Annotated in this window: 26 protein-coding genes; 14 read left to right on the top strand and 12 right to left on the bottom strand. The window is 59.6% G+C overall.

Annotated features, from left to right (window positions below; all coding sequences use genetic code 11):
- Window positions 1–65: 65 nt before the first annotated feature.
- Window positions 66–2,222 carry a peptidoglycan D,D-transpeptidase FtsI family protein gene (locus tag H522_RS0105800; protein WP_051343951.1) on the bottom strand — a complete coding sequence of 719 codons (2,157 nt, stop codon included), beginning with the start codon at window positions 2,220–2,222 and terminating at the stop codon, window positions 66–68.
- Window positions 2,223–2,583: 361 nt separating this feature from the next.
- Here H522_RS0105800 and H522_RS0105795 point away from each other — a divergent pair, with 361 nt between their 5' ends.
- Window positions 2,584–3,801, top strand: a complete 1,218-nt coding sequence (locus tag H522_RS0105795; protein WP_026961587.1) for a cysteine desulfurase-like protein — start codon at window positions 2,584–2,586, stop codon at window positions 3,799–3,801.
- Here the strand turns inward: H522_RS0105795 and H522_RS0105790 are convergent, their stop codons facing one another.
- A complete protein-coding gene (locus H522_RS0105790) occupies window positions 3,802–4,713 on the bottom strand; it encodes a CpsB/CapC family capsule biosynthesis tyrosine phosphatase (RefSeq protein WP_026961586.1) in 912 nt (303 codons plus the stop codon).
- A 217-nt stretch (window positions 4,714–4,930) separates the two neighbouring features.
- Between H522_RS0105790 and H522_RS0105785 the strand changes: the two genes are divergently transcribed.
- The 3 genes from H522_RS0105785 (at window position 4,931) to H522_RS0105775 (ending at window position 7,674) form a co-directional block, all read left to right on the top strand.
- Window positions 4,931–6,130: a M20 family metallopeptidase gene (locus H522_RS0105785; protein ID WP_026961585.1), complete on the top strand. Its 1,200-nt coding sequence runs from the start codon at window positions 4,931–4,933 to the stop codon at window positions 6,128–6,130.
- Between the two features lie 316 nt (window positions 6,131–6,446).
- Window positions 6,447–6,698, top strand: a complete 252-nt coding sequence (locus H522_RS0105780) for a thioredoxin domain-containing protein (RefSeq protein ID WP_026961584.1) — start codon at window positions 6,447–6,449, stop codon at window positions 6,696–6,698.
- A 31-nt stretch (window positions 6,699–6,729) separates the two neighbouring features.
- The gene (locus tag H522_RS0105775) at window positions 6,730–7,674 is read left to right on the top strand and encodes a D-2-hydroxyacid dehydrogenase (protein ID WP_051343950.1); all 945 of its coding nucleotides are present in this window, start codon (window positions 6,730–6,732) and stop codon (window positions 7,672–7,674) included.
- A 50-nt stretch (window positions 7,675–7,724) separates the two neighbouring features.
- Here the strand turns inward: H522_RS0105775 and panC are convergent, their stop codons facing one another.
- From panC to H522_RS17870, 3 genes are read right to left on the bottom strand one after another with little or no spacing between them, the layout of a single operon-like run.
- Window positions 7,725–8,594 (bottom strand): pantoate--beta-alanine ligase, encoded by an 870-nt coding sequence (gene panC / locus H522_RS0105770; RefSeq protein ID WP_026961582.1) that lies wholly within the window; start codon window positions 8,592–8,594, stop codon window positions 7,725–7,727.
- Window positions 8,595–8,610: 16 nt separating this feature from the next.
- On the bottom strand, window positions 8,611–9,462 hold the full coding sequence (gene panB / locus H522_RS0105765; RefSeq protein WP_026961581.1) for a 3-methyl-2-oxobutanoate hydroxymethyltransferase: 852 nt from the start codon (window positions 9,460–9,462) through the stop codon (window positions 8,611–8,613).
- The gene (locus tag H522_RS17870) at window positions 9,459–10,340 is read right to left on the bottom strand and encodes a DUF2520 domain-containing protein (protein ID WP_051343949.1); all 882 of its coding nucleotides are present in this window, start codon (window positions 10,338–10,340) and stop codon (window positions 9,459–9,461) included. The genes panB and H522_RS17870 overlap by 4 nt, the downstream gene beginning before the upstream one ends.
- A gap of 159 nt (window positions 10,341–10,499) precedes the next feature.
- Here H522_RS17870 and H522_RS22300 point away from each other — a divergent pair, with 159 nt between their 5' ends.
- Window positions 10,500–10,622, top strand: a complete 123-nt coding sequence (locus tag H522_RS22300) for a hypothetical protein (RefSeq protein WP_281173076.1) — start codon at window positions 10,500–10,502, stop codon at window positions 10,620–10,622.
- 91 nt (window positions 10,623–10,713) lie between these two features.
- Here H522_RS22300 and H522_RS22295 read toward each other — a convergent pair whose 3' ends face one another.
- The gene (locus H522_RS22295; protein WP_081411913.1) at window positions 10,714–11,181 is read right to left on the bottom strand and encodes a hypothetical protein; all 468 of its coding nucleotides are present in this window, start codon (window positions 11,179–11,181) and stop codon (window positions 10,714–10,716) included.
- A 238-nt stretch (window positions 11,182–11,419) separates the two neighbouring features.
- Between H522_RS22295 and H522_RS0105745 the strand changes: the two genes are divergently transcribed.
- The gene (locus H522_RS0105745; RefSeq protein WP_245578028.1) at window positions 11,420–11,791 is read left to right on the top strand and encodes a toprim domain-containing protein; all 372 of its coding nucleotides are present in this window, start codon (window positions 11,420–11,422) and stop codon (window positions 11,789–11,791) included.
- Window positions 11,792–12,011: 220 nt separating this feature from the next.
- Here the strand turns inward: H522_RS0105745 and H522_RS0105740 are convergent, their stop codons facing one another.
- On the bottom strand, window positions 12,012–12,395 hold the full coding sequence (locus H522_RS0105740; RefSeq protein ID WP_035452848.1) for a DUF488 domain-containing protein: 384 nt from the start codon (window positions 12,393–12,395) through the stop codon (window positions 12,012–12,014).
- A 185-nt stretch (window positions 12,396–12,580) separates the two neighbouring features.
- Between H522_RS0105740 and H522_RS0105735 the strand changes: the two genes are divergently transcribed.
- The gene (locus H522_RS0105735; protein WP_155836215.1) at window positions 12,581–13,738 is read left to right on the top strand and encodes a VIT1/CCC1 transporter family protein; all 1,158 of its coding nucleotides are present in this window, start codon (window positions 12,581–12,583) and stop codon (window positions 13,736–13,738) included.
- An 80-nt stretch (window positions 13,739–13,818) separates the two neighbouring features.
- Here the strand turns inward: H522_RS0105735 and map are convergent, their stop codons facing one another.
- The 3 genes from map to H522_RS0105720 form a co-directional block, all read right to left on the bottom strand.
- On the bottom strand, window positions 13,819–14,565 hold the full coding sequence (gene map, locus H522_RS0105730; protein WP_026961577.1) for a type I methionyl aminopeptidase: 747 nt from the start codon (window positions 14,563–14,565) through the stop codon (window positions 13,819–13,821).
- A 79-nt stretch (window positions 14,566–14,644) separates the two neighbouring features.
- On the bottom strand, window positions 14,645–15,811 hold the full coding sequence (locus H522_RS0105725; protein WP_026961576.1) for an aminotransferase class I/II-fold pyridoxal phosphate-dependent enzyme: 1,167 nt from the start codon (window positions 15,809–15,811) through the stop codon (window positions 14,645–14,647).
- The gene (locus tag H522_RS0105720) at window positions 15,808–16,302 is read right to left on the bottom strand and encodes an Lrp/AsnC family transcriptional regulator (RefSeq protein ID WP_026961575.1); all 495 of its coding nucleotides are present in this window, start codon (window positions 16,300–16,302) and stop codon (window positions 15,808–15,810) included. The genes H522_RS0105725 and H522_RS0105720 overlap by 4 nt, the downstream gene beginning before the upstream one ends.
- Window positions 16,303–16,618: 316 nt before the next feature.
- Between H522_RS0105720 and H522_RS0105715 the strand changes: the two genes are divergently transcribed.
- The 5 genes from H522_RS0105715 to H522_RS0105695 all read left to right on the top strand — a co-directional run bounded on the left by H522_RS0105715 (window position 16,619) and on the right by H522_RS0105695 (window position 22,609).
- Window positions 16,619–17,329: a GntR family transcriptional regulator gene (locus H522_RS0105715; protein ID WP_026961574.1), complete on the top strand. Its 711-nt coding sequence runs from the start codon at window positions 16,619–16,621 to the stop codon at window positions 17,327–17,329.
- A 64-nt stretch (window positions 17,330–17,393) separates the two neighbouring features.
- Window positions 17,394–18,980, top strand: a complete 1,587-nt coding sequence (locus H522_RS17860; RefSeq protein WP_081411911.1) for an ABC transporter substrate-binding protein — start codon at window positions 17,394–17,396, stop codon at window positions 18,978–18,980.
- 118 nt (window positions 18,981–19,098) lie between these two features.
- Window positions 19,099–20,052, top strand: coding sequence for an ABC transporter permease (locus H522_RS0105705; protein ID WP_026961573.1), 954 nt, complete (start codon window positions 19,099–19,101; stop codon window positions 20,050–20,052).
- Window positions 20,052–20,939 carry an ABC transporter permease gene (locus tag H522_RS0105700; RefSeq protein WP_245578027.1) on the top strand — a complete coding sequence of 296 codons (888 nt, stop codon included), beginning with the start codon at window positions 20,052–20,054 and terminating at the stop codon, window positions 20,937–20,939. Before H522_RS0105705 ends, H522_RS0105700 begins: the two co-directional genes overlap by 1 nt.
- A 116-nt stretch (window positions 20,940–21,055) precedes the next feature.
- Window positions 21,056–22,609, top strand: coding sequence for a gamma-glutamyltransferase family protein (locus tag H522_RS0105695; protein WP_051343957.1), 1,554 nt, complete (start codon window positions 21,056–21,058; stop codon window positions 22,607–22,609).
- 61 nt (window positions 22,610–22,670) lie between these two features.
- Here H522_RS0105695 and H522_RS0105690 read toward each other — a convergent pair whose 3' ends face one another.
- Window positions 22,671–22,889 (bottom strand): hypothetical protein, encoded by a 219-nt coding sequence (locus H522_RS0105690; protein ID WP_026961570.1) that lies wholly within the window; start codon window positions 22,887–22,889, stop codon window positions 22,671–22,673.
- Between the two features lie 97 nt (window positions 22,890–22,986).
- Here H522_RS0105690 and H522_RS20395 point away from each other — a divergent pair, with 97 nt between their 5' ends.
- Complete coding sequence (locus H522_RS20395) at window positions 22,987–23,682, top strand: DUF190 domain-containing protein (RefSeq protein ID WP_051343946.1); 696 nt, start codon at window positions 22,987–22,989, stop codon at window positions 23,680–23,682.
- Here the strand turns inward: H522_RS20395 and H522_RS0105680 are convergent.
- A complete protein-coding gene (locus H522_RS0105680) occupies window positions 23,679–24,461 on the bottom strand; it encodes a hypothetical protein (RefSeq protein WP_026961569.1) in 783 nt (260 codons plus the stop codon). The genes H522_RS20395 and H522_RS0105680 overlap by 4 nt on opposite strands.
- A gap of 144 nt (window positions 24,462–24,605) precedes the next feature.
- Here H522_RS0105680 and acpS point away from each other — a divergent pair, with 144 nt between their 5' ends.
- On the top strand, window positions 24,606–24,986 hold the full coding sequence (acpS, locus tag H522_RS0105675; protein ID WP_026961568.1) for a holo-ACP synthase: 381 nt from the start codon (window positions 24,606–24,608) through the stop codon (window positions 24,984–24,986).
- Window positions 24,987–25,003 lie beyond the last annotated feature (17 nt).

The raw sequence follows: 25,003 nt of genomic DNA, 5'->3' as shown, positions 1-25,003 counted from the left end.
TCTCAAAAACTTTGTCCGTTGCGTGGCGAGGGATGGGGGATGAGAGGAGAAAAACCGGAGCGGGCTTACTTGGCCTGCTCCGGTTCCTGATAGGCAGGGGACTGTTTCCAGTTGGCCGGAATGGATGTGCTCTGCCAGTCTTTTTTCGGGAAGAACTGGTGGTGTTCCTGAAAATAGGTGTCCATGATTTGCCGCGCCACCGGGGCTGCAGTGTCGGCGCCGTAGCCAGCGCCGGGCACCATGACGACGACCGCAATTTGCGGGTTGTTGTAGGGCGCATATCCGATAAAGACGGAGTTGTCCATGCGCTTGTTTTGCAGGGTGATTTCCGCGGTACCGGTTTTGCCGGCAGCCACATATGGCGCGTCCTTAAACACCGTGTACGCCGTTCCGCCTGGGGTGTTGCAGGTACCACGCATCCCTTCCTGGGCCAGTTTTAGGAACTGGGGATTGAGGTGCAGGTTGGCTTGCACCTTTGGCTTAACCGTTTCAATCGGCTTCGTGTTTTTCGACAGGTGCTGCTGCATCGTCGGGTTATAGACCGCCTGCAAGAGGTGCGGCTGAAGGCGTTTGCCGCCGTCTGCGATGGTCGCGACGTATTGAGCCAGCTCAATCGGCGTAAACTGCTGCATCTGGCCAATCGCGGCCCAGGCTAAGTCGGGTGGCGCAGCGAGCAGGTTGACCTTGCCGTTCTGCTTAAACTGGTTGGCAATCTTGTTGAGGTTGATGTACTGCGGGTAACCGGTCTCAAAGTTGTCAATCCAGGCCCGACCGGCGACTTCACCCGGCAAGTCGATGCCAGTCAACTGTCCCAGACCAAACCGCCACTCGCCTTCCAAGAGACGGATATACCCTTTCCAAAAGTCCGTTTCCTGCCAGCGAGTTAAACTCTCACCACCGGCGGGATGACCAGGACTGGACATGGTCGATCCGACCCAACCGCTGAGGGCGAGTCCGACGCGGTAAAAGAACACGTCGCACGACTCTGCTATCGCTTTGATGGGATTGACCCAGCCGTGGGAGGCATCGTCCTTGATGATTTTATTGGCGACATCCAGATACGGGACGTCCGCCCAGCCGGTCGCCGCTGAGATGACGCCAGCCTCCAAGCCGGTGATAAGGTTAGCCGGTTTGACGGTCGATCCCGGTGGCTGCGGGCTGGCGATGGCGGTGTTCATCTGCGCCAAGGTGTTCTTCAGGTAGTGGCTGTGCTTCGCGTAACCGCCGTTGCCCGGCGTGTACCAGTTCGGATCGAAATACGGGTAGCTGACCATGGCCAGTACCCCGCCGGTCTTGACGTCGAGGACGACGGCGGACGCCATGTTGATATCGTTAGCGTATTTGGAGTGCTTGACCTCATTCAACACCGCTTCCTGGGCCATGGCCTGCAAGTGTCCGTCCAGGGTTAGCTGCAGATACTTGCCCGGGACCGGCTCGGGGTCGAAACCGACCTCTTTCTGCGACTTATCTTTCTTATTGACGGAGACAATCTGTTCACCCACTTGGCCCTGAAGCAGTTTCTCGTATTGTTTTTCGAGTCCTGTCAGGCCAACATACTGGGTCATCTTGTACTTGATGCCGTTGTACTGCCCGCTTAGGTAGGCCTTGAGGGCCGTTTTCGGAATTTGTCCGGTGTACCCGAGGACCTGTCCGGCTAAGTCTCCGTACGGATACGTCCGTTGACCGTTGGTCTGAATCGAGATACCGGGCAGCTGGGTCTGGTGTTCCTGAATGAACGCCAGTTGGCTGTCGTCAATTTTCTTGAACAAGGTGATATCTTGGTATTGTTCATTCTGATACTTCATCATGTGCGCCAGCTTCTGCCATTTCATATGGAAGGCCGGCGCCAACAGCTGTGCCATCTGGTCGAAATCCTGCTGGCCGTTCCCGAAACGGGTCAACGTCACGCTGTAGGTGGGCTGGTCGTAGGCCAAGAGATTTCCGTTGCTGTCATAAATCCACCCGCGTGGGGGGAGCACGGGAACCCGGTTGAGGGCGGCGGTGGCCGCCTGCTGGCGGAACGACTGGCCTTCGTTAATCTGGACATAGCCTAGCCGCAAGACAAGGGAAGCCATGGCCACAAAGATGACCCCGTATACGAAGTTGACACGGAACCCGTGTGGGCGTTCTTGCTGCTCAGGCCCCATGCTGTCTTCCGGCGGGTGGCGTCGCTTGCGGGTCTGTCGGCCGGATTTCATCCATAGGCGCATCTTGCGGCTCATCCCAATTCTCCTCCCGTATCCATGTACCATTGTCCATCATAGCATCAACAATGGCCGACAGAGTTGACACATCTGCGACAGGTCTGTGTCGGTTAATGTCCCTTGGAAACAGTGGGAGCATGCGGTAGTTGGAGCGAGCCCGTGCACTTGGGCAGCGGTCGTTCACCGCGCGGCGGCCGTGCGCGGATGGGTCTCGCCGTGAAGGGGTTTTCGGATTAAGATAGAATTATCTTATTTTCATAGAAAGATTGTCTGGAAAGGTCTTTCTGGACCTCGAACTCGAAACTAGGAACTTCGCATAGCCGGGCGGATCGGCCATGCTTGAGCATCCGCCATACGGGCTTGTGGAAAGGAGCCGACGATGTCCGCCATTTCCGATTGCCGTAGTCAGTTTCCCGCCCTTGCACGCACTGTGAACGGTCTGCCTGTGGCCTACCTCGACGGTCCCGGCGGTACGCAGGTGCCCCAGTCGGTCATCGACGCGATGGTCCACTACTACGAGACCAGCAACGCCAACACGCACGGCGCGTTTGCGGCCAGCCGCGAGACCGATGCCGTGATTTATCGGGCTCGTCGGCAGATGGCGGCGCTGCTTGGGGCCGAGGGGCCGGACACGATTTCTTTTGGCGCCAACATGACGAGCCTCAACTTTGCCCTTGCCCGGGCGGTGTCGCGCGTCATTCAGCCAGGGGATGAAATCGTTGTCACGGATTTGGACCATGATGCAAACGTCGCCCCATGGTTGACGCTGGAGGCGCAAGGCGCGGTGATTCGCCGCGTCCCAGTGCGGCCGGACGCGACTCTGGACATGGACGTCTTCGCCAACCTCATTCAGCCGCGGACGCGCCTGGTCGCGGTGGGATACGCCTCGAACGCTGTGGGCACGGTCAACGACGTAGCCCGCATCCGTGAATGGACGCGCCAGGTGGGGGCGTGGCTGGTGGTGGACGCGGTACACTTTGTCCCGCACGCGGTGGTCGACGTGTCTTCGCTTCAGCCCGATTTTCTGCTCTGCTCCGCGTACAAGTTTTTTGGCCCGCATGTGGGCGTACTCTACGCGCGGCCGGGATTGCTGGACACGCTGCCGACGGACAAGGTGCGGCCGCAGCGGAACGAGGCCCCGTACCGGATAGAGACGGGGACCTTGAACCACGCCGCACTGGCGGGGGTCAGCGCGGCGGTCGACTTCATCGCGAGCCTAGCACCGGATACCGCGGGCTCGTTGCGATCCCGCCTGGTGAACGCGATGGAGGCGGTGTATGCGTACGAACACCGGTTGGCCAAGCGGCTGTACGATGGGCTGCTGCAGCAATCCGGGGTGCGGGTGTACGGGCCGCCGGTGGCGGAGGGCCTGCGTGCGCCCACCGTCTCCTTCACGGTGGACGGCGCGCACCCGGATGCGGTGGCTCGGCACCTGGCAGAGCGGGCCATCTCGGTCTGGTCGGGGGATTTCTACGCGGTGACGGTGGTTCAGCAGTTGGGCCTGGCTGAATCGGGTGGTCTGGTCCGCGTCGGGTTTGCCCCGTACAACACGGAAGATGAGGTGGATAGGACGCTCGCGGCTGTGGCTGAGCTGTGACTACGCCTTCTGCTTGGCCCGCGACCAGGGCAGGGAGAACCGCCGTCGCTTGGGCGGAGTGGGGGGCACCGGTTGGCATGCCTCGCCTTGCCAGATGGCGTCCGCATTGGCAATGAGAGCCTCGCATACCACATCGCCCAGCTCACCGCGGACAGCCGCGTACGCGTCCGCCAATAGGGGAGCGCGAACGTGCGGATCGTGCGCGTCGGAGGCAATCACAGCCGCATGGCCGGCGCGCAGGATGTCCCAGGCCAACTCGTCCGCCTTGTGCCGGCGCTCTGGCGGCGTGGTCAGGCAGGCGGCGGTCAACTGCAGGAGCAGGCCAGCGTCGAGTAAAGTATGGATGATATCCGGCCGCTTCTGAACGGCCAGGTTCCGCTCTGGGTGGGCCATGATAGGCTGATACCCGCGCACTGTCAGTTCGTAGACCCAGTTCAGTGCCTCGTCCGGGATGTTGGTGCTTGGGAACTCCACCAGTACGTAGCGGGTGTTGCCCAGCGTCGGGACGCGCCCCTCGCGAATAGCGTCCGCTATCCCGTTGGCCAGTCGTACTTCCGCCCCTGGCGCCAGCTCGGGATAGCCAGGCTGGGCGGTAAGTCCCGTCGCCTGCCCTTGCGCTATCTGGTCGGCCATGACCATCTCCGTGGGCGCAACCTCTCGGTTGGCCAGGTCATCCTCTGGGGCGACCGGCGTTGTTGCGCGGGCCTCCTGTAGCGCCTGGTAGGCCGCGGCAAGCTGCGCCAGGTCCACCTGGAAGTGCGGGCTAAGGTAGTGGGAAGTACAAAAGACACGGCTCACCTGCCGATTGGCAAAGGTTTGCAGAAGGCGCAGGCTGGCTGCCATATCCGGTGGGCCGTCGTCGAGTCCGGGCAGAACGTGGGCGTGAATGTCGGTGTAGCCGTCTCTTTGCATCGCCATCCATCCTCCTTGTCTCTCAATGTACCATACCTTCTATATCTGACGAATGTGGTTGAAACTTGTGGATCTCCCCGGACGCGGGCTGGGGAGGACGGCTGGCTAGTCAGAAAAATACCGAAACCGATATAATGAATAGAAATGGAAAGCATAAGGGTGCCAAGGCCGGAACTTGGAATGGACGGGTTCCACATGGAAAAAGGGGGCGTGCACCGTGGCGGTAGTCTTGCAGGACCTAGATCACCTTGTGGAAACGGTTACGAGCGATGTGGTGCGTTGGCGTCGACACTTGCATCAACACCCAGAGCTTTCATACGAGGAACGAAAGACGGCCCAGTTTGTCTATCACACCCTGCAGGCGTTCGGCGGGTTTGAACTTTCCCGCCCGACGCGCACCAGCGTCGTGGCCCGCCTCATCGGCTTGCAGCCGGGCGGGGTGGTGGCGCTGCGGGCGGATATGGACGCGTTGCCGATTCAAGAGGAAAACGAGTTCGAGTTTGTCTCGCAAAACCCGGGCGTGATGCACGCCTGCGGTCACGACGGCCATACCGCCGCGCTGCTCGCGGTGGCAAAAATCCTCAGCCGCATGCGCGACGAGGTCCCGGGCGAGATTCGCTTCATCTTCCAGCACGCGGAGGAAGTCTTCCCGGGCGGCGCCCAGGAACTGGTCGACCTCGGAGTGTTGGAAGGGGTCGATGCGGTGCTCGGCCTGCACCTGTGGGCTCCGTTACCGGTGGGGCAGATTGCGGTGAAATCCGGCCACCTGATGGCCGCGCCCGATACGTTCTACCTCACCATCCGCGGCCAGGGCGGGCACGCCGCACAGCCGCACCTGACGGTGGATCCGATTACGATTGCCGCTCAGGTCATCACCAACCTGCAGCACGTGGCCTCCCGCTATAACGATCCGCTCGAACCCCTGGTTCTCTCGGTCACACAGATTTCGGGTGGCACGGCGACGAACGTGATTCCGAATCAGGTCGAGATGAGTGGAACCGTGCGCAGTTTCAAACAGGACCTGCGAGAGACCGTGCCGGTCTGGATGGAGCGGATTGTCCGCGGGGTCACGGAGGCGCACGGAGCGGCCTACGAGTTTCGCTACGAATACGGGTATCGGCCGGTGGTCAACGATGAACGGCTCACCCAGACGCTCCGTCAGACCCTGTTGCGCGTGTTCGGGCCGAGCGTAGTGGTGGAAGCGATTCCGACCATGGGCGGCGAGGACTTTTCAGCTTATCAGCAAGCCGCGCCGGGCACGTTCTTCTTTGTTGGCGCGGGCAATCCCGACAAAGGGATTACGTATCCGCACCACCACGCCCGTTTCACCGTCGATGAGGCGGCGCTTCCCATCGCGGTCAAGGCGATGCTGGCCGGCGCGCTGCGAGCCGCCGGGGCGTTTGCGGCGGATCGTTAAGGGCTTTGCTAGAGAACGGATCAATATACGGGATCTGACATCATTCGCCAAAATTAAATTACAAGATTCTACAAACTTCCCTATGGCATAGAGAGGCATCCCACTGGTAAAATGATCGCGATTCGCGCTTGCGTACGAAAACGGGGTAAGGGACAGTCTGGGCGCTGTCCGTCATAAACGGGGGCCTGGTCGCCAAAGGCGACCGTATAGGCGGGCGATAGCCTGGCAACCGCCTAGGTCTTAGGCCGGCGACAGCCCGTAACCCGAATCGAGAGAAGACGAGCACGTCCTAGGGGATCGAGGGGAAACGGCCACCATGACAGAAAAGGCGTATTACTACTTTTGCAAGTCCTGCGGTGCGGACACGGCGTCTTATGAAATGTACGCGGCTTGTCCGTATTGCCACGCCACCCGGCGCGAACTGCAGCTGGTCGGGGAGTGTACGAGCGACGAGGAACGGGAGGAGATGATCCGCCGTATCCAGTCGCTGCGGATGAACTGGTTGGAAGAGCACGGTGGCGCGCAGCCTGGGGAAAGGCGCCGGCGCGGCTGGTTTTTCCGCAAGTGAGGCCGCAGGGTAAACCGAGGAGGGCGCGCTGTTGATCTTGTTGATGCATAAAACAGGCATTGAGGATACCCAGGTGCTCCGCCTGCGCCAGCAGACGGGGCAAGAGGTGGTTGTCTGCCACCGAAAGGACGTGACACCGGAGGACCTGGAGCGGGCGGACGTCATCATCACCCACCAGTTGACCGTGGAACACCTGGCCCAGGCAGCGCGTTTGAGCTGGGTGCACGTGCTCAGCGCGGGGATTGATCACCTACCCCTTTCGGCGCTGGCGGAACGAGGGCTGGTCCTGACCAACTCCAGCGGCATACACGCCATTCCGATGGCCGAGCAGATTCTCGGCATGATGCTGATGTTTACCCGCCGTCTGCACACCGACCTGCGGAGCCAGTTGCGGCACGAATGGCTGCGCGGCCGGGAAGGGCTGGGCGAATTATACGGCCAGACCCTGACCATCGTCGGCGCCGGCCGCATCGGTCAAGAGGTAGCGCGCAAGGCCAAGGCTTTTGATATGCGCGTCATTGGCGTTAAGCGGCGGGTCGAACCGCTGTCCTGGTTTGATGAGGTGGTGGCATCGGCCAGGCTGGATGACGTCCTTCCGGAAAGTGATTTCGTGTTGTTACTCTTGCCTCTCACAGAAGACACCCATCACCTTATCGGCGCCAGGCAGCTGGAAAAGATGAAGTCTTCGGCCATCTTGCTCAACTTTGGGCGCGGGGACGTCGTGGATGAGTCGGCATTGATTCGGGCCTTGGCAAAGGGGCACATCGCCGGGGCAGCACTCGATGTGTTTCACACCGAGCCTTTGCCGCCTGACAGCCCACTGTGGGACTTGGACAACGTGCTCATCTCTCCGCACAAGTCTGGCATTTCCAATCGGTATTACCAGCGCGCGCTCGACTGTTTCCTCCGTAACTTTCGCGCCCGACAGGCCGGACGGCCGATGCCCAACCGGGTGGATATCGCCCGCGGGTATTAGGGTGCCTGGATAACCTGAATCCGTCGCCGGGCGCAAAGCCGGCGAGGCGGTCAGTCGAACGTCACACCGTCTTCCGTCACATCCATCTGCAGATTGTCAATCAAGCGCGTCTTGCCCACATACGCGGCCACAGCCAACAGAACCCGGCCTGACAAGCGTTCAATCGGCTTTAGGTCGGTTAGGGAGACAATCTCCGCGTAGTCGAGGGTCACCCCCGGCTCGGCGCTGATGCGCGCTTGCACCATCTGGCGGATCTTGTCGGCGCATCGTTCGCCCGCTTCAATCTTGGCTTTTGCCTCCATCAGGGCACGGTACAGCACGGTCGCGTGCGGCCGCTCCTCGGCCGTCAGATACACGTTGCGCGAACTCTTGGCCAAGCCGTCCGCCTCACGGACGATGGGGACCGTGACAATTTCGACGGGTATATTCAGGTCGTCGACCATGCGGGCGATGATGGCCGCCTGCTGCGCGTCCTTCTTGCCAAAGTACGCTTTGTCCGGCTGCACGATGTGAAACAGCTTCGAGACGACGGTGGCCACGCCGCGAAAGTGGCCTGGCCGCGAGCGGCCGCATAAGGTTTCGCTCATCCCCGGCAGTTCAATCACGGTCTTAAGCGGCCGCGGGTACATCTCCTCGACGCTGGGGAGAAACACAACGTCGCACTGGTGTTCCGCCAGCAGGGTCTTGTCCCGCTCTGTATCGCGCGGGTAGCGGGCGAAATCTTCGTTGGGCCCGAACTGCAGCGGGTTGACAAAGATGCTGACGACCACGAGGTCGTTTTCACGCCGCGCTGTGTCGACGAGGCGCAGGTGTCCTTCGTGTAAGTACCCCATCGTCGGGACAAGCCCCACGCTTTTGCCTTGCCGCTTGGCGTTCGCCACAATCGTTCGCATGTCTGCAATGGTTTCAATCGTCTGCATGGTATGTAGGCACCTCTTATTTGTTCTGCCACTTGTCCGCCCACTCGGCGCGTTCTTCTGGCTTTAGGTGTATCGTTTGTTCTGGACCGGGGAACTGTCCGTTGGCCACCTCTCGCACGTACGCCGCGGCGGCGTTTTTGATGGTGCTGGCCAAGTCGGCAAACCGCTTGTTGTGTTTGGGAATGTACCCGGTCGTGTAGCCCATCATGTCGTGGAAGACCAACACCTGGCCGTCACAGTGTGGACCCGCCCCGATGCCGATGGTAGGAATGGTCAAGCGCGCTGACACCACCTCGGCCACCTCGTCCGGGACCATCTCGAGCACGACAGCAAACGCCCCGGCCTCCTCAAGCGCGATGGCGTCGTCCACGAGTCGCTTGGCGGCAGCGGCTGTCCGCCCCTGCACCGCAAACCCACCCAATGCGTGCACCGACTGCGGGGTAAGTCCAATGTGCCCCATGACGGGTACACCGGCGTTGACCAGCCGCTCAACCGTCTCGGCTAAGAACGCGCCGCCTTCCAGTTTGACCGCCTGCGCGCCGCCTTCGCGCATCAGACGGCCGGCGCTCATCAAGGCCTGCTCCGTCGACGCCTGGTAGGTCATGAAGGGCAGGTCAGCGATAATCAGCGGCCGCGTGACCCCGCGCGCCACCAGTTTCGTGTGATAGATAATGTCGTCCAGGGTGACGGGCAGGGTGGTCGTGTTTCCCTGCACGACCATCCCCAGCGAGTCCCCAACCAACAGCGCGTGCACGCCCGCCTCTTCCAAAAGCCGCGCGGATGGGTAGTCATACGCCGTGACGACGGCAATCTTTTCCCCATTTTGTTTCATCTTCAGGAACGTACGAATGGTGACCGGCTTCGTCATTCCAGCTTCCCCCCAAACAGATTCCAAAGCTCCACCGACACATCCGGCGAAAACGAATGTTTCTCTTCGGCCAGGCGAATTGTGGCTCGCCCCAGGGCCGTATAGGCAGCCAGGGCATCCGGCAGATCCGCGAGCGCCTTAAGGTGTCTCTTTATGGTCTCGACATCCCCGCGTTCCACGGGCCCGGTTAGGGCCCCCGGGAGTCCTTGTCGCCGGAGGTTTTGCAGCGTCCCCTGCATCAGCGGCAGGAATGGCAGCAGACCTTCCGGCAGCGGGGAGACCTCGGTGGTCAGCGCCGCCAGGGCGACCAGCGCGTTCGACGCCAGGGCGGCTGCGGCGTGATAGCGTGCCCTATCCATGCCTCTGGCCAGGATAGGCTGTCCGCCGAGGTGCTGCACCCACCCGGCCACCTCCGCCAAGGCACTCTCCTCGCCATCCAGGGTAAACCACACACCGTGAAACAGGTTCCCTTCCGCCGCATCCGCCACGGTCTGCAGCGGGTGCACGGCGACGGTGCGCACGCCGGTCTCAGCCAACGGCTGGAGAATGCTTGCATCGAGCGATCCGGCCGTGTGCGCGACAATTGTCTGTTTCCCGAAGTCGGCGCAGGCGGCCAGCTGTCTGGCTGCCGCGGCCAACAGTCCATCCGGCAGGGTTAACAGCACCAGGTCCGCCTGGGTCAGGTCCATCCGGGTGTCCGGTCGCTCATCCCCGATAGGCGACGGCGCGACCGTCACACCCGTCCATTCTTCAAACCGCCTGGCGCTTTCGCTGTCGGTGTGGCCGAACGCAGCCAGCACCTGATGGCCCACCGCCTGCATGCTCCGCGTCAGCGCGGCGCCCATCTTGCCGGGACCGAAAATGACCAGATTCGACACGTCACAGGCCTCCGCTTTGCAGTTTTCCTACGCATGTCCATTGTATCAAAGAACGCCCAATTCCCACTGCCCGGGTCGAATGTCCTTATCGGCCGAATGGTGAGTCGCATTGGATGGAAGTGCGTCGGGCAACAAAAGCCGAGAGAGGAGGAATGGTCGATGTACGGTGTATTTGGTGGTTACACGCGTTGGGCAGTGGTGTTCCTGATTATCTTCGTCCTGTTCTTCCTGCTTGTGCCGGTGTACACAACGACCACTTGCACAACGACGCCAGTGGCTTGATGAACGTGCGAGATTGGATACTTTCCAGAAATGTAGATGCAAAGAGCGGGGTGGGACCCATCGCCCCGCCCTTTGTCTGTCTGTAGCGGGTCTAAAAGAAAAACGGCCAGCCGCCGATACCCCCCAAACCCGCGCGTTGTCCGAACATGCCTGAACCGCCGAACCCGGGTCCGGCAAAACCGCCCCAGCCTGGACCGTCCCCAATGCCCGGGCTTTGCCCATAGCCTGTACCGCCTCCGAAACCGGGACCACCGACGCCCGCACCCGGGCCACCCCATCCAGGCCCTGCACGAAAGCCGCCAAATCCGCCAGGCACCCCCGTGCTACCGTCCGAATCAGCCATGCCCGGTCCGGCAAAGCCGCCGGTCTTGCCTCGGCTCGCCCGACTGGCTCCCCAGAGGCCGCCGAGCATCAGCAAGAGGGGCAGGAAGGTCGGTTCTACACCTATGTCTTCGCCCTTCATGTATCGAATCGGTGTGCTGACTGCGCCCTTCTGCGTCCGCCGTGATGGCTTGGTCGGGCGCAGGGGCTTCGTCCGTTTCCGTGTCTTCGCAGCCATGCTCATCTCTCCTTGTCAGGTGTTTCCTCCAGGGTATGCACGTTCGGGACAGCTTGGCTAGACCGCTGTTCCCCCTCTGTCGCCTGTTCGTTGGCCAGGGTGAAAATCTCGGTGCACTCGTCGTTCAGCGGGGCACGAAGACCTATCGGCGCCCGTCCGTAAAGATGGTCGTCGGTTGCTCGCAGGTCGAGCCTCGCGTACAGTGAAAGCAAACTGTCACAGCAAGGGGATGGGGCTGTTGGGAGCACCGGCCACACCACGTAAGGTCATCATTGTCGAGGGGCAGAGCGACAAGCGGAGACTGGAACAGGTTTTGGACGAGCCGGTCCGCATAGTCTGCACGAACGGGACCTTGGGGTATGAGAAAATGGAAGCGCTGCTGCAGAGCATCGCGGAAGATGAGGTTTACGTGCTGGTGGATGCTGACGAGTCTGGGAACCGCCTGCGCAGCCAGTTGCGCCAGGAGTTTCCCAATGCCCGACATCTCTACACGCGCAAGGTGTACCGCGAAGTGGCGGCGACACCGTTGGAGCATTTGGCCGAGGTACTGGCCCGCGCGCACTTTGAGGTGGATGAACGCTGGCTGACCCCGGATGGGGGAGCTTTTTGACCCAGCGGTTGAACGATAACTTAGGAGGACAAGTTTATAAATTGTCGGCGATAAGCCAGTAAACGGGCGACAACAATTCAGTGACACTCGTCTACGTGTCACCCCACCTATTTGAGACAACCAAACCGGAACCTGCGCGAATCGAGGCAGGCTCCGGTTTTTGCGACCGGACCGGTCAGTCGTCACGGTATCGATTCGCCTTCACAATATCGGTCAGCTTTTATGATTCGCTTGTTTCTCCTCCCCAGCGCATCAACACGTCCTGCAACACGACCACGTGGTTGTGCACCGGGTCCTTGGCCGCGTAGACCAAGGTCACACGCCCCGTTTGGGCCCACGCGCAAAGCTGGTCCAACTGCTCACGGTGGAGCGGATCGTGCACAAGTTCGGCCTCATACCGCGCTCGAAATTCCGGAAACAACTCCGGCTTATGACAAAACCATTTGCGCAGGGCAGGGCTTGGCGCCACGTCCCGCAGCCAGGCGTCAATGGCGGCCGCCTCCTTTTTGATGCCCCGCGGCCACAGTCGATCCACCAGAACCCGTTTACCATCGTCGGCGGTGGGTGGGTCATACACCCGTTTCCGTTGCACGTCTAGTCCCATGACGACGCCTCCAAACTTGTCCATTCGCTTTCCGTTTGCCTCCATTGTAGCCCTTGCAACCACTTCCAACCAGGGTAGAACGGAGTGCAAAGTTAGCCCATACTCATTCGTTTCCAGTGAGGCTTCAGTGTGTATAATCAGGGGCGTAGGCGGGGCATGGGGTCCCGAAGACAGGAGGTGGCGCTTTGTCTCGCGACAAGGAGACACGGCTGTTGGAACGTACGATTCAGGAAAGTTGGCGCCGCGAGACGGAAGCGGCGAAGTTATACCGGTTGTGCGCCAGCCGCGAATCGGACGAGCATCGGCGCAGTGTGTTTCTGCGGCTGGCTGAGCTCGAGTCCACACACGCCAAGTGGTGGCAGGAGAAACTGCGGGAGTTGGGGATGGCGGTAGAGGCACCCACGGTGGACGAGACAAGCCTGAACCAGCTGAGCCAGAAGGAGGCGCTCGACCGGATTGAGGCGGTGGAACGGAGTAATGCGGATTGGTATCGGTCACTGCGGCAGGTCCTTGAGGATGAGTCCTTGACTTCCATCATCGACCGCATTGACGCGGACGAAGCGACGCATGCGGATTTCGACTTTTCTGCGGAAGTTCGTCCGGAACCCGTGCCGAAAGGACGCAAGCACCGCCTGCAGTCGCTGTGGGGCGAGGAGCGTTGGCATCGTCAGCACACAGGCGGCTGGGTCGGCGACGCCATCTACGGGGTCAACGACGGTCTGGGTGCCATCTTCGGCATCATCGCGGGCGTGGCCGGGTACACGGACAGCAGTCAGACTGTGTTGGTCTCCGGGTTTTTCGGCGCGCTGGCCAGTACCTTGTCGATGGCGGCCGGCGCTTGGCTAGCGACCAAGTCGGAAAACGAGCTGATGGAAACGGAGATTGCGCACGAACGACAGGAAATTGAGGCGGATAAGGAGCACGAGCTGGAAGAGTTGGCCCTGTTGTACGAACTGAAGGGTTTTTCCGGCCAGGAAGCGAAGGCGGTGGCGAGGCGCATCGCGTCCAATCCGGATCAATTCCTGCAGACGATGGCGCAGGAGGAGTTGGGCATTCACGAGACGAGCACCGGGGACCCGTGGAAGTCCGCGGTGTTTGGCGGCATCTCCACGTTTGTCGGCGCCATCATCCCGCTCATCCCGTTCTTCTTCCTCACGGGATTCGTGGCGATGGTGGTGGCGGCCATCGTCAGTCTGGCGGCCCATTTCGCCGTCGGCGCGGCCAAGAGTTTGATTACGGTGCGGTCGTGGTGGGCGAGTGGCCTGGAGATGACGGTGGTTGGTCTTTTGGTCGGCATCGTTTCGTATGGACTGGGCATGCTCGGGTCGTTGGTGCTCGGGTGAGTTGTACCGAGGTTGTTCGGAAAGAGATGCCCCCCTGCCCAGCTGTTGAGGCAGGGGGGCTTTTGTTTCCGGACACGCACTTATAGTTTCGTCAGGATGTCTGGGCCGTTCTCCGTGATCGCGATGGTGTGTTCATACTGGATGCTCAGACTCCCGTCGGCGGTGCGTGCGGTCCAGCCGTCGTCATCCACGGTCACCTCGTAGCCACCTACATTGACCATCGGCTCGATGGTGAACGTCATGCCCTTTTTCAACTTCGGCCCTCGGCCGGGCGGGCCAAAGTGGGGCACCTCCGGACTCTCGTGCATCTCGCGGCCGATGCCGTGGCCGATAAAGTCGCGGACGACTGAGAAGCCTTGTCCCTCGACATAGGTCTGAATCGTATGCGAGATGTCGCTCAGGCGATTGCCAATGACCGCTTGCTCAATCCCCTTGTACAACGCCGTCTCGGTGACTTCCATCAATCGGCGCGCCTCGTCGCTGATGTCGCCGACCGCGTAGCTCCAGGCTGAATCGGCGTGCAGCCCCTTGTGCAGGGTCACCATGTCGACCGTGATGATATCGCCCGATTTCAATCGGTACGATCCGGGGAACCCATGGCAGACCACATCGTTGACCGAGGTACAGGCGGCAAACGGGTAGCCTTTGTATCCCTTTTGGGCCGGAATCATGTTGTGTTTGCGGATGAACTTCTCCACAAACTCGTCAATCTGCTTCGTCGTGATGCCGGGCCGGATAAAGTCCTTCAGTGCGGCGTGACACTCGGCAATCACCTTGCCGGCTTCCCGCATAATTTCAATTTCGTACTGGCTCTTGGTGATAATCACATCCCATCCCCCAATTCGAGAGGCGGCGCCATGGGCGCACATTCACGCCTTTCACTGTATCACAGCCGGCGCGAATCGCCTAACCGAGCGTACGAACAAAGCGCCCGATGCGCTCCAGGGCTCGTTCGATTTGGGTGACGGACGTAGCGTAGGAGCAGCGGACAAACCCTTCCCCGGCTGCGCCGAATACACTCCCCGGCACCACGGCCACCTTTTCCGCCGTCAACAGCTGTTCCGCAAACGCCTCAGAACTCAGCCCGGTTGGGCGGATGTCCGGGAAGGCATAGAAGGCGCCCTTCGGTTCATGGCAGGGCAATCCGATGTCGCGCAGTCCTTGCACGATGAGCCGGCGGCGCTGGTCGTAGCTGGCGACCATCCGGTCTTTCTCCGCTTCTCCGTTGCGCAGGGCTTCCAAGGCGGCCAGCTGCGCCGTCACCGGCGCGCAGAGGATGGTGTATTGGTGGATCTTCAACATAGCGCCGAGGATGTCCGCCGGCCCGGCCGCGTAACCGATGCGCCAGCCGGTCATGGCGTACGCCTTCGACATGCCCCCGATGACAATCGTCCGTTCCTTCATCCCAGGCAGCGAGGCGATGCTGACGTGCCGGTGGCCGTACGTCAGTTCGGCATAGATCTCATCCGAGATGACCATCAGGTCGTGTCTCATCGCAACCTCGGCAATCGCCCGCAGGTCCGCATCGGTCATGACCGATCCGGTCGGGTTATTGGGAAAACACAAGACCAACACCTTGGCCCGCGGCGTGATGTGCGCCTCCAGGAGTTCCGGGGTTAGCCGGAACTCGTCCTCTGCCCGCGTCGGTACCCCAACCACCTGCGCCCCGGCCAGCAGGGCACACGGCCGGTAGGCCACGTAGGTGGGCTCGGGGATGAGCACCTCGTCTCCCGGGCAGATGAGCGCCCGCAGCGCCAAGTCGATGGCCTCGCTGCCGCCGATGGTGACGAACACTTCGCGCGCGGGGTCGTACTCCAAACCATAGCGAGTCAGGTAGGCACAAATCTCGGCACACAATTCGGGCAACCCCCGGTTAGAGGTGTACGAGGTGTAGCCCTGTTCGAGGGAGTAGATCCCAGCCTCACGGATGTGCCACGGGGTGACAAAATCGGGCTCGCCGACACCCAGGGAGATGACCCCTTCCATCTGGTTGGCCAGGTCGAAGAAGCGGCGGATGCCAGACGGGGGCAGGTTTTGGACAATCGGGGACAGGCGGCTGGTGAGCGTCTTCACGGGCTGACCACCAGCCGCTTGTCGCCGTCCGGATCGTCAAAAATGACGCCGTCCGTCTTATAGGTCTTGAGCAAAAAGTGGGTGGTCGTCGAGTTGACGTTCTCAATCGTCGACAGCTTTTCCGAGACAAAGCGGGCCGCTTCCTTGATGTCGTGGCCCTCGACGATGACCTGCAGGTCAAAGGTGCCGGACATCAAGTGGACCGATTTGACTTCCGGAAAGCGGTAGATGCGCTCCGCGATGGCGTCAAACCCGACTTCGCGCTGGGGCGTCACCTTGACGTCGATGACCGCCGTGACCCGGCGTGATTCGACCTTGTCCCAGTTGATGACGGCCGAGTAGCGGAGGATAATGTTATCCCGCTCCATCTCCGCAATCGCTTCAGCGACATCGTCTGGCGATTCACCGAGCATGCGGGCGATGGTTTCGATGGACAGACGCGAATTTTCATGTAGGATATGCAAGATTTCCGGTTTGCGGTGCTCTAGCATGGGTCCACCTCGTTTTTCTTGTTCTTAGCGCCCGAATGCGGACGCTTTTGCGCATCCCCTCGTGAAGGCTGAGATGGTTTGCGGGGGATGGGGCAGCGGTCTCTACGACACGTTTTGATAATACCATTGATTAAAACTTGTACAGTACAATAGAACAAGCAGTTTCGACGTAAAGTTGTGGAAACGCCCACGTGAGGATGGAATAGGTCATACATAACAAATGATCGCGGAGTATTGACGCGTCAGAAAAATAGATTTACACTGGGTCATCATTGGATTCCGTCGACGGTCGACGGAAGTCAGCGGAGGAGATGCAGTGGGACCCATCCAGCGCGGTGAACCATTGGTAAATCAAGTGTACCGATATCTGCGTGACGGGATTCTGACCGGAGAATTCCCAGCCGGTGAGAAAATCGTCGAGACGCGGTTAGCCATGAATTTGAAGGTGAGCCGCAGTCCGGTGCGTGAGGCCATCCGTCTTTTGATCATGGAGCAGCTGCTCGTTGAAAAGGACGGAGACATCCGAGTCTTTGAGCCAACGTTAAAAGACTACTTCGAACTGTATGATCTCCGTTTGGCGCTGGAGCCAGTCGTGGCTCGTCAGGCCGCAGAACGGCGAATGGTCGAACACCTAGCGCCGCTCTTACGGAATCTTGCGGAGACGGAGTCCTGCCTGAAGGAGATGAATGTAAAGCGGCTCATATTTCTCAATTCAGAGTTCCATCAACTGGTTCGAGGTCTGTCAGGAAATGCGAGACTTACGCGAATTCTTGACAGTGTGAGTCCGGTCATTGAGTATTACGGCCGATTGGTCCTGAACATTAATAACAATAAAACCAATATTTTGGAAGAACATACGGCCATCTATCTTGCCGTAGAACGGGGAGATGGCAATACCGCGGAACGAGTCATGTATGACCATATCATCAAAGATTTGGAAGTCGTACAGTTGAGAACAAAGGATACTCAACGTATGGACACTTGTTTCGAGGTGGAGTCAGTCGCCTCCGAAACTCAAGATAGCTAGTTGCTCAATCAGGTCGCTCATCCAAAAGCCCTACTCACACGGAAAACGGAAGGGGAGGTTGACAGTGAGGAAAGTAAAGGCGGTTTTCATGGCGACGACGGTCTTCATGGCGATGGGCACTCTTACAGCTTGCGGGAACAATTCGGCCAGTTCAAATAGTAGTGGCTCTACTCCAAACAATGCTACCTCTGGCTCAAACTCAGCCCAAACTTCGTCGTCCACGTCTGGAAATACTTTAAGCATCGGGTTGCAGGCAGACCCGGCGACTTTAGATCCGGCTTTATCAAGTGCTTTGGTTGACCGGCAGATCATGTTCAATATTTATGATACGTTGTTTGCTCTTACGCCGAGCGGGAAAATTGTTGGCGACCTAGTGACCAAATGGAACGTGAGTTCTGACGGCCTGACATACACATTTCACCTACGGCACGGTGTGAAATTCCAGGATGGGACGCCGTTTAATTCGCAGGCGGTTAAATTCAATCTGAACCGAGACATGAAACCCACATCTGCCAGAAAGTCCTCGTTGAATGCCATCAAGTCCATCGACACGCCCGATGATTACACGGTTGTGCTCCATCTCTCAAAACCTTACAGCCCGCTGATCAATGTTTTGGCGGGCAGAGCCGGAATGATGGTTTCCCCAACAGCCGTGAAGAACGAAGGGGCCAACTTTGCCAATCACCCTGTGGGGACCGGACCGTATCAGTTGGTCAACCGTGTAAAGGGATCTACGCTGACTTTGGAGGCGAATGAACATTACTGGAAGGGTGCACCCAAGATTCAAAGGGTCGTATGGCATGTATTCAACGATCCGAATGTTGAACTGAGTAACCTACAAAGCGGCGCTGTCCAGCTGATTGACCAGGTTCCTGCCTCACAGCTCTCATCGATAAAATCGAATCCGAATTACATTGTCTCAAACACGCCAGGCTTCGGTTATCAAGGTTTCTACCTCAATACGTCAGAGCCGCCTTTCAACAATCGATACCTGCGCGAAGCGGTTGACGACGCAATTGATCGAAAGGCAATTGCCGACGTAGTGTTTAAAGGCGAAGCATCGCCAGCCTGGAGCCCATTTAGCCCCGTATCTCCCGTGTATGACCGAGCCGTATCCACACCGCCAGCGCCCAATGGTGCGAAGGTGAAGAAGCTGCTCAAAGAGAGCGGACACAGCAGTGGGTTTAGTTTTACGCTTCAAACTGCGAATAGTCCTATTTCCGTGCAAACAGCTCAGATGGTTCAAAGCATGCTGAGTCAATATGGAATCCAGATGAAGATTCAGCAACTCGACTTCGATACGCTTCTGTCCAATAACATTAATCACTCCTTCCAGGCGTCTGCACTCGGCTGGTCAGGACGACTTGATCCGGATCAGGACACCTACTCTTTTTGGCATACAGGTGGCGCGAATAATGGCTCAAAGTTCAGCGATTCTACCGTCGACCAATTACTGGACAAGGCGCGTAAGCTATCGAGCATGAACCAGCGGAAGCAGGTATACGACCAGTTTATGAAGGTCATGCACCAGCAGGATCCTTATATCTTCTTGTACTATCCGAACAACGTTTATGCCTATTCGACAAGCCTTCACGGATTCAAAGCGTATCCGGATGGAGCGTTTCGCTTGGACCAGCTGTCCATGTCTTGAAACTGAGTAATGTCACGAGACGAACGGGCTTTCGGCTTGATGGGTACTTGACGTTCAGCCAGCCCGTTCGACACTAAGCTCGCGGTAGACTAGGCGCAGGCGATGCGGAGGGTGAGATATGGCATACGTGGCAAAGCGGCTGTTGACAATGATACCCGTCCTGATCTTCCTCAGCATTATGGTCTTCAGCCTGATTCATTTGATACCCGGTGATCCCGCAGAGATGGTTTTAGGTCAGGACGCTACGCCACAGGCATTGGCCGCCCTTAGAGCCCAAATGGGGCTCAACCACTCAGTCCCGGTGCAGTACCTTGACTGGATGGCGCGCTTATTTCATGGGAACCTTGGGACCTCGCTGCTCGACCATGAACCCGTGTCTCACCTTATAGGCCAAAGACTACCGGTCACGATTGAACTCGCTGTAGGCACCGTGATTGTTGCCGTGCTGATTGCGTTTCCTCTTGGCATCCTAGCGGCGGTCAAGCGAGGTCGTTGGGCTGACGCTGTCTCGGTATTTGTGTCGACCTTCGGGCTGGCAGTCCCGCCGTTTTGGATTGGATTACTGTTTCTGATCTTTTTCACGGTAAAGATGCACCTTTTCCCGTCATCCGGCTATGCACCAATGTTTCAGGACTTTCGGCAGAACATATCGGTCATGGTGCTTCCCATGGTGGCGACGGGGATCAGGGAGGCAGCGGTTCTGTTACGAATGCTACGCCCAAGTCTGAATGATGTGCTCAATGAGGATTATGTTCGTACAGCGCGGGCGAAAGGACTACCCTCGTGGAGGGTCGTTTTAAAACACGCGCTTCGCAACGCGCTCGTTCCTGTGATTACGACTGGAGGACTGCAGATCGCTGGTCTACTTGGGGGCTTAGTCATCACCGAGGAGATTTTCAGCCTTCCGGGGTTTGGTTCCTTGTTGGTACAGTCCGTCTTTAACAGAGATTATCCGACGGTGCAGGCGTGCGCGCTGATTGCAGCCCTATTGGTGATTGCCGTGAATTTGGCCGTCGATATTGTTTACGGGATCGTCGATCCTCGGATCCGGTTAGAGAGGAGGGGGACCTGATGGCACTCGTACAGACTGAATTCTCCTCAGAACCATCTCAGACTGCAGAGCGGAGTGTGCGGAGAGCCCAAAGGTTCTGGCGCAACCGGTCGTTTCTCATTGGGGGTGCAATTGCTTGCCTGGTTATCATCGTGGCTGTGTTTGCGCCTTGGCTGACACCATATCCCCCCAATGTGCAATCCTACTCCACAGTTCTCCAGGGCCCCTCTTCACAACACTGGCTGGGAACCGATCAATTGGGCCGGGACGAGTTATCGAGATTATTCGTCGGAGCGAGAACCTCCATGACCGTTTCAGGTGGTTCCCTGATAATCGGCCTGGTAGTAGGCGTTCCTATCGGGCTGATATCCGGGTTCTATCGGGGGTTCTGGGACGATTGGATCATCATGCGCATGGTTGACGCGATGCAGGCGTTTCCCTTTCTGATCTTGGCGCTTGTCCTCGCGGCAATGTTGGGACCAGGGGAATGGAACGCGACAATGGCGATTGGAGTCGGTTATATACCCATCTTTGTTCGCATCGTACGGGGACAGGTGATGGCCGAGTTAGAAAAGGAATTCGTCCTTGCAGCCCGTATGATGGGTGCAAGTGACCGCAGAATTATGTGGCGACACATCTTTCCCAACATCACAACTCCCCTGATTGTGCAAATGACTCTCGCAATGGCGAACGGCATCATTGCGGAAGCGAGCTTGAGTTATCTCGGGCTGGGCGTGTCGCCACCTACTGCGAGTTGGGGGACAATGTTGCACGATGCACAGGGGTACCTGGGTCAGGCCAGCTACCTAGCCATCGTACCCGGTATTGCCATTGGAATTGCGGTTCTTGGATTCAACCTGTTGGGTGATGGGTTACAGCAGTGGCTGAATCCACGACAACGTGCGTGAGCGCGGCACCGCATGATTACGGCACTTGATTGGCTAGCAAACCAGTTCTGGGAGGGTGTGCAGTGTTCGATTTTGACTATTTATATCACCCCTATCCGTCGCGGCGCACGTGCGTCATGGCCACTCACGGCATGGTCGCGACCTCGCAGCCGTTGGCCGCCCAGGCCGGCCTGTCTGTCCTGCAGCAGGGCGGCAACGCCATCGACGCGGCCATTGCGACGGCGGCTGCCCTCACGGTGGTTGAGCCGACGTCAAACGGGATTGGCAGCGACGCGTTTGCCCTCGTCTGGACCGGGGGACGGCTGTACGGCTTGAATGCCAGTGGCTGGTCCCCGGCCGGGTTGAACCTGGAGACTGTCCACCGGGCTGGTCTGAATGAGATGCCTCGATGGGGCTGGTTTCCGGTCACCGTGCCGGGCGCGCCGGCCGCGTGGGCCGAGCTGTCGGGGCGGTTTGGCCGCCTGCCGCTGACCAAGACGCTGGCCCCGGCCATCGAGTACGCAGAAGCCGGATACCCGGTATCTCCCGTCCTGGGGCACTTCTGGCAACGGGCCTATGCAACCTACCAGAAAAATTTCCAGGGAGAGGCGTTCGCGGAGTGGTTTCGCGTCTTTGCCCCAGAAGGGCGAGCGCCGGCTATTGGTGAAGTGTGGCGATCGGCCGATCACGCCCGGACTCTGCGCCAGATTGCGGAGTCGGGGGCGCGTGCGTTTTACGAGGGGGAGTTGGCGGAGCGCATCGTACACTTTGCCCAGCAAACGGATGGGTTTTTCACGCTCGACGACTTTGCGGAGTATCGTCCCGAGTGGGTCGATCCGATTCACGTCAGCTACCGCGGTTACGACGTGTGGGAGCTGCCGCCCAACGGCCAGGGGCTGGTCGCCCTTATGGCTTTGAATATCCTCTCTGGGTTTGAGTTGTCGATCCGGGAATCGGTTGAGGCGCAACACCTGGCGATGGAGGCGGTGAAACTGGCGTTCGCAGACGGCCGCAAGTTCATCACCGATGCCCGGGAACTCCCGGTGCGTGTGGAAGACTTGCTGTCGCCGGCTTATGCGGCGCAGCGGCGGGCACAAATCGGCCACACGGCGCTGGAGCCTTCGCCCGGGCGGCCGCTCGCAGGTGGCACGGTGTATCTCGCGACGGCGGACGGAGAGGGCAACATGGTCTCGTTTATCCAGAGCAACTACATGGGCTTTGGCTCTGGGCTGGTGGTGCCAGAGACCGGCATTGCCCTGCAGAATCGGGGGCACAGCTTTTCCTTAAAGACTGAGGACGCCAACTGCCTGCGGCCGCGCAAACGGCCTTATCACACCATCATACCCGGGTTCCTGACGAAAAACGGCCAGCCGCTTGGCCCATTTGGTGTGATGGGTGGGTTTATGCAACCGCAGGGGCACGTACAGGTGCTCATGAATCTGCTTGACTTTCACCTGAATCCACAGGCGGCGCTGGACGCGCCTCGCTGGCAATGGGTGGAGGGGCGCCGCATCGACGTGGAGCCCACCTGGCCGATGCACCTGGTGCAGGCGCTGGCCCGGCGCGGACATGACCTACGTGTTGCCCGGGATGGCGGGGCATTTGGCCGCGGTCAAATCATCCTCCGCCAAGGCAATGTGTTGATTGGCGCGACGGAACCGAGGACCGACGGCAGTATCGCCGCATTTTAACCGTTGTTTCGGGCCGGTCCTCTCGGAAGCATCTGCACAGCCCTATCTGCCCGTAGGCGGTTTAGGAAGTTGTGGTTTGGGTATACAGGGAATATGTGGATAAAAACAACAGACCGATTGCGATTCCGACGACCGCACAAGCCAAGACGGTCGTCTTTTTGATAGGGCCGCGGGCGTCCGGGCGAATTGCCATGATGAAGCAGAAGGTGGCGGCAATCACGAGGACAAAGCCTACCATGCCGGCGTGGCTGAGGAGGTTCGGGAGTGTGGTCTGCAGCAATGGGTCATCCGTCCTTTGACACACGCTTTAATCAAGGGTATCTGCGCACTATTGTGCCACAAACGGGCATAGGTTGAAATCAAAGCGGGGTGACAATATGGCCCAAGTTGTAGAGACGGCCACCCAGTCCGGGGGAGACGACAGCGTCTGCAACCTGATTATTGGGCTTTGGAACGGCGCGACAATGGCTGGGGGTGTCCCGCTATACCGGCGTCTGCTGCTCGACGCGCGCGAGCACGGATTGGCGGGAGCCACGGTCTGGCGCGGGTTGGAGGGCGGTCACGCGCGGGGGGCGTTCCGTACCGTCGAGAATGAGGTCGCCTCCAACGAATTGCCGATCTTGCTCGACTTTGTGGCCCCGTCCGCGCGCCTCACGGGCTGGCTGCCGCGGGCGGGGAAACTGATTGGCGAGCATGGGGTGATGGTGATGGAACCAAGTCGCAGGACCCAGCCGAACAGCAATCTGGAACACGGCGAGCGACTGGGGCGGCGTGTCGACATCTACACGCTGGAGCGGCACAAGCAGGGCGGCCGACCGCTGTACCAGGCGGTTGCGGAGTTCGCCCGGAGGCGCGGTCTGCTTTGGCTGTCCACTACCCGCGGCATGTGTGGCATCGGCGACGGCGGCCGTTGGCATGAGCCCGGCTGGTGGCTGCGCAAGGACGATGTGCCCATCATCATCACCATCCTCGACGCGGCGGATCGTGTGGATGCACACCTTCCGGAACTGATAGAATTGGTGGCGAGGCAAGGAGTGGTGGTCTCGACCGTGGTCGATTGGCACCACCCTTAGGTTACGGAGGATGGTTGGCCATCGCCGCAGTCGCGGGGAACGGCCGGATCGAATCTCCAGAGGGAAAAGTGAAGATACCGGGCTGTGACCATGTGCAGCAACCATGTGACCGCCAGGCTGTATACCAGCCCGGCCGCCAACAGGCCGGTGCGGGACAAGCTTGGGGCGACGGCAGTGCCCACGTCGGCCAATAGGGTCAGGCTGACGGCATACGGGAGCATCGGTACAAACCCAGCAAGCAGCGCACGGGCGGCCTGATTCAATGCGGCAAAGGCGCCAAGCTGCCGCTCGGCCACCAAAGCCACATCCCCGAACAAAAACAAAAACCGCAGGATAAGCAGCGGGATGCCAAAGATAAGGTCCGCCCTCGGGAGGCCGCGCCCGAGGCTGCTCAGCGTGCCGAGCACCAGGTAGAGAGCCGCCCACAACAGGTTCCACCAGAGCAGCCGCCAGAAGGATCGCAGGGCGTCGCTGAGGAAACTGGCGGGACGGACAGGAGTGGCGAGATTGGCGCGCACGAGCGATCCGTATAACCCTCCGCTAAGCAGCACCTGGGCCAACAGCACAGCGGCGGGGCCCATCCACCCCTTCACATCGGGGGAGGGGCTGATGAGGTCCCAGATGGACGGGAAACCGGTCGGCAGGTGGGCAATCGCCATGGCGGAGTTGGGCGGCCTCAGCGGCACGTGGAGCAGAAACAGCGCGAGTCCGGAGAGAAGGGTGAACAGGGCGACAGTCAGGAACAGTCCGGTCATGGTGCGCCAAAAGGATTGGAGCACGGGCGGCGCCTCCTTCGTCCAGGCTCTTGTTAAGGTTCATTGTACGCGGTTGAAATTCGATTTTTCAATGGATTTCCGGATTATCGGTGAATGGGCGACTGGGCTAGCTTGTAGGGAGAACTGGTGTACCGGGAGGTTCGGTTCTTGATTCTCGGCATCGGCGTGGACGCGGTGGAATTAGAGCGGATGGATGCGGCCTTGCGGCGGCATGGTCAGAGGTTGATACAGCGCGTTCTGCACCCGCTGGAGCGGGACCTGATTGGCGGGATGTCTGACGGCCGCCTGGTCGAGTTTGTCGCCGGCCGATTTGCGGCCAAAGAAGCCATCGCCAAGGCGACCGGGGCAGGGTTGGGCCGGCTGGGCATCAACCGGGTGGCCGTACTGCCCGGAGACGCCGGTCTCACGGTGGAATGGGCGGCGGAGTTGGTGGGAAATCCGTTTGTCGCAGGGCGCTGGTGGGTCACCCTTTCGCACACGCGGACACTGGCCTTGGCGATGGCCGTACGCGAGGCGGAGCACGGATAAGGTAGACCGGAAAGAGT

Origin of the sequence: Alicyclobacillus herbarius DSM 13609 (genome assembly GCF_000430585.1) — a bacterium.
GTDB lineage: Bacteria > Bacillota > Bacilli > Alicyclobacillales > Alicyclobacillaceae > Alicyclobacillus_G > Alicyclobacillus_G herbarius.
The sequence above is the reverse complement of the archived record's forward strand: the minus strand, read 5'-3'. Positions and strand labels throughout refer to the sequence as shown.